This window comes from Mesorhizobium sp. M7A.T.Ca.US.000.02.2.1 (assembly GCF_003996995.1).
GTDB lineage: Bacteria > Pseudomonadota > Alphaproteobacteria > Rhizobiales > Rhizobiaceae > Mesorhizobium.
Genome location: NZ_RZTT01000568.1, coordinates 1 through 3,036 on the forward strand (window position 1 = coordinate 1; position 3,036 = coordinate 3,036).

Below are 3,036 nucleotides of genomic sequence, written 5' to 3' on the forward strand. Positions count from 1 at the left end.
GCAGATGAACGACGAAGTAACGCATGTGGGCGTTGTCCACGCTGGCTTGCGCCTTGGCTTTCCATGCCGTGTGCGCGGATTGATAGTCGGGATAGATGCCGACGATATCGAGCCCCTCGAGATCGCGGAATTCGGTGCCGCCAAGCTTCTTCAGTTCGCCACCGAACACCAGATGCAAAAGCTGTTTCTTTCCGTCTTCCGCGGCCATGTCGGTCCTTCACATATCGTGAGTTTGTGACAGGTCTAGACCAAAGCCGCCGACTTTGGAACCTTTAGGGCGAGATGAATTCATCTCGGCAGGGAAAACGCTTTCACGCGTCAAGACCCGCGATGACGCCGGCGAGCACGGCCAGCAATTCACCGCTGCCGGCAGCGAGGGCGCCGTGGCGGGTCACCTCGCCGGCATAAAGTGGAGCACGGCCATGCTGGTCGAGCAGTTGGCCGCCGGCCTCGCGCAGGATGAGGTCGGCCGCGGCGATATCCCAGTCATGCGCGTTCGGCTTGACGAAAGTGGCATCCAGCGCGCCATTGGCGATCATAGCCAGCCGATAGGCGAGCGAAGGGCTGTAGGGCGCCCGCTTCAGCCGCGCCTGCCATTCGGCCGGCATCAGGTCGGTCAACTGCTTCAGCCCGGAAATCTCGGCCGTGTCCGCCAGCTTGCGAACCGCAATGCGCTTGCCGTTGCGGAAGGCGCCCTGGCCGGGCAGCGCCCAATAGGTCTCCTCCATCGCCGGGCATTCCAGCACGCCGGCCAGCGTACGGCCACGCTCGACCACGGCGACGCTGACGCACCAGGTGCGCTGGCCTTCGAGGAAACCGCGCGTGCCGTCGATCGGGTCGACGACGAAGGTGCGGCGTGCCGAAAGCCGGACCGGATCGTCAACTGTCTCTTCCGACAACCAGCCATAATCGGGCCGCGCCGCCAGCAATGTTTCGCGCAGATAGGCGTCGGCGGCGTGGTCGGCCTCGCTGACCGGCGATGTGCCGCCCTTCATCCAGACTTGCGGGCTGTTACCGAAGTAGCGCATGGCGATGAGCCCCGCTTCGCGGGCAGCATCGCGCAGCAGCGGCAAATCTTCGGTGGCCCCGGCAGTGGTCAGGTCATGCTCCGGCAAGGGTCATGCCTTCGATCAGGATCGTTGGGGCGGCGGTGCCGAAATTGCGGTCGAGGTCATCGGCCGGCACCATGTTGAGGAACATCGTCTTCAGGTTCGAGGCGATGGTGACCTCGGCGACCGGATAGGCCAGTTCACCGTTCTCGATCCAGAAACCCGAGGCGCCACGGCTGTATTCGCCGGTGACCATGTCGACGCCCTGACCGAACACTTCGGTGACGTAGAAGCCGGTCCTGAGCGATTTGATCAGCTCTTCCGGCGACCGCTCGCCCGGTTCGATGGCGAGATTGGTGGAGGATGGCGTCACGGAGGAGCCGCCGCGCGCGCCGCGGCCGTTGGTGACGAGGCCCAGTTCCCTTGCAGCCGAGGTCGACAGGAACCAGTGGTTGAGCACGCCCTTCTCGACCATCAACAGCTTTTCGCCTTCGACGCCTTCGCCATCGAACGGACGCGAGGCCTGGCCACGCCGCCTAAGCGGCTCGTCGGTGACGGTGATGGCGGAGGCGGCCACCTGCTTGCCCATCATGTCACGCAGGAACGAGGTCTTGCGCGCGACCGAGGCGCCGTTGATGGCGCCGGCCAGATGGCCGGCGATGCCGCGCGCGACGCGTGGGTCCAACACCACGTCGACCGGCCCGGTCGCTGCCTTGCGCGCGCCGATGCGGCGCACCGCGCGTTCTCCGGCCTTGCGGCCGATGTCCTCGGGCGCATCGAGATCGGCAAAGTGCTGGCGCGATGAGAATTCATAGTCGCGCTCCATGCCGGTGCCCTCGCCGGCGATGACGCTGGCCGAGCGCGAGAACCGCGAGCCGACATAGTGGCCGAGGAAGCCGTGCGAGGTGGCCAGCACCAGGCCGCCGAGGCCGGCACCGGCGCTGGCGCCGGCCGAATTGGTCACGCCCTTGACGCCAAGCGCTGCCGCCTCCGCCGCCAATGCGGCTTCCTTCAACTGGTCGGCGGACACCTCGGTGGCGTCGAACAGATCGAGATCGCGTGTCTGTTTGGCCAGCAATGCCGGGTCGGCCAACCCCTGATAGGGATCCTCAGGCGAGACTCTCGCCATGGAAACAGCGCGTTCGGCCAGCGTTTTCGGGTCGGACGCCGCTGTCGCCGAGACACTCGCCACGCGGCCGCCGACGAAAACACGCAGCGCGACATCCTCGCTCTCGGAGGCTTCGGTAGCCTCGACTTTGCCGAGACGCACCGACACGCCGGTCGAGCGGCCGCGCACGGCCACGGCGTCGGCGGCATCGGCGCCGGCCTTCTTGGCAGCCTCGACCAAGGCCGCGACGCGGTCGGTCAATTTTGCTGCGTCTGATATATCGGTCATGCCTGAAATCCTGCTGGTGCGGCCGGTGTGCGGCCGTTGCCCACCCATCTATTGTTCCGGTCCGGCTTGTGCAATGGCATAGGCTTCAATCAAAATGCAGGGTGGGCGGTTCAAAACCGCGAACCCTGTGACGCAAAATCGGTTCGCAGCTTGCACGGAGCATTTCGATGACGCCTTTCCATCTCGCCTTCCCGGTCCGTGATCTCGATGAAACCCGCGTTTTCTATGGCGAGGTGCTGGGCTGTGCGATCGGCCGTTCATCGGCGACCTGGGTCGATTTCGACCTTTACGGCCACCAGATGTCGGCGCATCTGCGTCCGCAGGCCGCACAGGCCCCCAGTGACGGCAAGGTCGACGGCATTGTCGTGCCAATCCCGCATTTCGGCGCCGTGCTCTTGATGGACGACTGGCAGCGCCTGGCGACGCGGCTGGAGGCGCGCGACGACATCGACTGGCTGGAACGGCCGATGGTGCGTTTCAAGGGCGAGCCCGGCGAGCAGGCAACGCTTTTCATCCGCGACCCCTCGGGCAATGCCCTGGAATTCAAGGGTTTTCGCTCGCTGGAGCAGGTTTTCGCGCACTAGCTCAGAT

4 protein-coding genes are annotated in these 3,036 nt (G+C 65.2%); 1 reads left to right on the plus strand and 3 read right to left on the minus strand.

The annotated features are described in order from the left end of the window. The 3 genes from EOD15_RS31685 to EOD15_RS31695 form a co-directional block, all read right to left on the minus strand. The coding region (locus EOD15_RS31685) for a DUF4170 domain-containing protein (RefSeq protein ID WP_148129736.1) at nt 1-208 on the minus strand (208 nt) is incomplete at its 3' end. Between the two features lie 103 nt (nt 209-311). Beyond that, a complete protein-coding gene (locus EOD15_RS31690; protein ID WP_127409177.1) occupies nt 312-1,115 on the minus strand; it encodes a 3'(2'),5'-bisphosphate nucleotidase CysQ in 804 nt (267 codons plus the stop codon). Then, nucleotides 1,102-2,445 carry a TldD/PmbA family protein gene (locus EOD15_RS31695; protein WP_127323091.1) on the minus strand — a complete coding sequence of 448 codons (1,344 nt, stop codon included), beginning with the start codon at nt 2,443-2,445 and terminating at the stop codon, nt 1,102-1,104. The genes EOD15_RS31690 and EOD15_RS31695 overlap by 14 nt, the downstream gene beginning before the upstream one ends. Nucleotides 2,446-2,612: 167 nt before the next feature. Between EOD15_RS31695 and EOD15_RS31700 the strand changes: the two genes are divergently transcribed. Next, nucleotides 2,613-3,029, plus strand: coding sequence for a VOC family protein (locus EOD15_RS31700; RefSeq protein ID WP_013532348.1), 417 nt, complete (start codon nt 2,613-2,615; stop codon nt 3,027-3,029). Nucleotides 3,030-3,036: the final 7 nt, after the last annotated feature.

Excerpts from the sequence above, each read along its gene's own strand:
- EOD15_RS31695 (WP_127323091.1), bottom strand. The coding sequence starts at position 2,445 with ATGACCGATATATCAGACGCAGCAAAATTGACCGACCGCGTCGCGGCC.
- EOD15_RS31700 (WP_013532348.1), top strand. The coding sequence starts at position 2,613 with ATGACGCCTTTCCATCTCGCCTTCCCGGTCCGTGATCTCGATGAAACC.